Here is a 2,778-nt window from a genome sequence, read left to right as displayed (position 1 = left end):
AGCCGCCAGCCGCCAGGCGGTCAGCAGACCTCTTCCAGGTCCCGCCACTCGCGGGTGTCCGGGCTGTCCGCGACCCAGCCGTCCAGCAGCCCCCGCACCAGCCCCCCGGGCGCCGCTATCCCGCATTCGCGCTCGGGGACCCACAGCGAGCCCGAGCCCGCCATACGGTGGCCCAGCGGGCCGGGATGGCCCGGTTCGCTGTGGTCGTGCGGGTCCAGATGCTCGCCCTCGCCCTCGTCGCTGGGCATCCGGCTCTCCGAGCAGGAACGGCACAGCAGCCGCACCGACGACGACCAGTCCTCGGCCGCGAAGCCCGCGTCCGCCGCGAGCCGCTCCAGAGCGTCCCGGTCGGCCTCGGTGGCCGCCTCCAGCAGCACCACCCAGGTCGGCACCGGGGACGGCGCCCACAGCTCGATCTCGTCGAAGACCGGGTACGCGGGGCCCGCGGAGGTCACCCGCTCGCCGTGCGGCACGCCGTCGTGCAGTACCACCTCGCCCCAGCGTCGCCCGGACGACGGCAGCGGGATGGACAGCACCTCGATCCGGGCCGGGTCCAGCCGGCGGCCCCAGACGACCTCGGCCTCGCCCTCCGGGGACAGCCGCACCGCCGCGCTGCCCAGCGCCATGCCGAGCGGCTCACCGGACGCGGACGCCTCTCCGGGCACCTTCAGCCCGTACGCCTGCCAGGCGCGGCGGGCCAGCGGCCAGTCCTGCAGCGCGGTGGCCGCGATCCCCACGTTCCACCAGTCCGGAGCGCCCGTCTCGCGGTCCAGCAGCGCGACCGCCCGCAGCCCCGCGGCGCGCGCCTGCTCCCAGTCGTGCCGGAACTTGTGCAGCAGCGCCAGGTTGAACCAGGACTCCGACAGCCACGGCTCCAGGTCGGCGGCGCGGGTCAGCAGTGCGCCCGCGTCCTCGTACCGGCCGTCGCCGATGAGCGTGAACGCACGGTCCGTGGCCTGCCGCCATGAGGCGGACGGCCGGTGCCGTACCTTGCCGAAGATCTTCACGATTCCCGCCTGCCGGTATCGAAGTCGTCCCGTACCAGATGCCTTCGCGGACGGCGTCGCCCTCCCTTGAAGACAACCTGCCACACATTCGCGGACATCTCAGCCCGACCCCTCACGCTGCGGCCGGGATGCGACACCCACCACACCTCCTTGCCACCGGCCATCTGGCCTGGCACCCCTCTCCTCGCATCCAACCATGCCCCTCGGGAGCCCCGCTCATTACCGGCGAGTTCTCAGTTCTCACCGGGGGCGGCCGTAAACCCCGCGCGACAGCACCGTGGCGAGCGCCTCGACCACGACCGGGTCGAAGTCGCGCGCCGTGGCCAGCCGCAGCCGCTCCAGGGCGCGCAGCGCGGCCACCCCGGCCGCTCCCTCGGCCGCGGGCCCGCTCACCAGCTCGGTATACGCGTTCACCGCGCGCACGATACGCGCGGCGAGCGGCTGCTCGCGGTACGGGTCCGCCTGGCGCTCCACGACCAGCGCCACCTCGGCGGGTACCCCGGTCTGGCGCACCACAGCGCCGCCGAGCAGCGCGATTTTGCGCTGCTCAGCGGCGGGCAGCGGTTCGGTGGCCCCGGCGGGCACCGGGTCCACCAGCGACAGCTGGCCGATGTCGTGCATCAGCGCCGCGTACTCCAGCACGGTCAGCCGGGGCTCGGAGAGGCCCAGCTCACGCCCCACGGCCCGGCTGAGCCCGGCCACCTCGCGGGCGTGGCCCGTCGGGGTGTACCCGGCTATCTCGGTCGACCGGGCCAGGGAGGCGATGGTCTGGCGGTAGGTGGCCCGTATCCCGGCGTAGCGGCGGTAGGAGTACTGGATCAGCAGCAGCGGCACCGCCAGCACCGGCACCGGCCACAGCCCGGCGACGGCCACGGTGAGCGCCATCACGGCCGCGGTCGCGCAGACCGCCGCCCCGACCCCGGGCAGCGACCGCAACTCGTCGCGGAGCAGCGGCCCGTAAGGCCAGCCGGTACGGGCGCGGGCGAGGGCGGCGGCCAGGACGGCGTCGCACAGGGCGGTCAGGGCCAGCAGGGCGAGCAAATAGCCGACGATGGACGGGCCGTGGCCGAGCCAGTCGGCCAAACGGCCGGTCCGGTGCAGCGGTTGGAAGCAGACGGCGGCGAACGCGGCGGTCAGCACCCGGCGGGCGGTGTGGCCGGGGTCGACCGGGCAGCCGAGCGCGAGCGGCGCCACCAGCCCGGCGAGCGATGCGGCCACGACGACGGTGACCACCTGGAGGACGCCGTGGGTGGCGGGCTCCCCGCCGAGTCGCCCGAGCACGGCGTAACCGAGGGCGCCGGCGGCGGCGAGGGGCGCTGGCTCACCGCGCGGATCGGGCACTCCCCCGCCGCCGCCCGGCAGCGCGGGCGGCGCCTCGACGCACCGGATCGCCTCCCCCACGGCGATGAGCGCCCCGAAGGCCAGCGCCGCCTCCGCCTGCCGCACGCCATGCCACTCGGTCCACACCAGCGCCACCACAGCGAGCGCCCCCGCCGCGCCATACACGGCGACGACCGTAAGGCCGCCATAACGGCCCCGGGATATGCGCTCCCGCCCCTCCTCACGGGCGGCGGCGGTCTCGGCTCGTTGGCGGCGGGTGCGGTGGAGGGCGCGGGCGTGCCGCTCGGCGATCCGGGCGAGGGCGCGTGGGGTGGCCGCCCTTGAGGTGGCGCGGGCCGCCCTGGCGGGCCACTGAGCCGCGCTTTCGTCGCGGTCGCGTGAGCCGGGGCGGCCCGGGGCACCGGGCTCGCCTCTGCCCGAGCTGACCGGG

Annotated in this window: 2 protein-coding genes; both read right to left on the bottom strand. The window is 75.7% G+C overall.

What is annotated here, in order from left to right; all coding sequences use genetic code 11:
• Positions 1-20: 20 nt before the first annotated feature.
• Positions 21-1,007, bottom strand: coding sequence for a hypothetical protein (locus GWI24_RS43035; RefSeq protein WP_210951457.1), 987 nt, complete (start codon positions 1,005-1,007; stop codon positions 21-23).
• Between the two features lie 240 nt (positions 1,008-1,247).
• Complete coding sequence (locus GWI24_RS43030) at positions 1,248-2,513, bottom strand: HD domain-containing protein (RefSeq protein WP_210951458.1); 1,266 nt, start codon at positions 2,511-2,513, stop codon at positions 1,248-1,250.
• Positions 2,514-2,778: the final 265 nt, after the last annotated feature.

This window comes from Streptomyces sp. MK37H (assembly GCF_018035285.1).
Classification (GTDB): Bacteria; Actinomycetota; Actinomycetes; order Streptomycetales; family Streptomycetaceae; genus Streptomyces; species Streptomyces endocoffeicus.
This window is presented reverse-complemented; position numbering and strand designations above follow the sequence as displayed.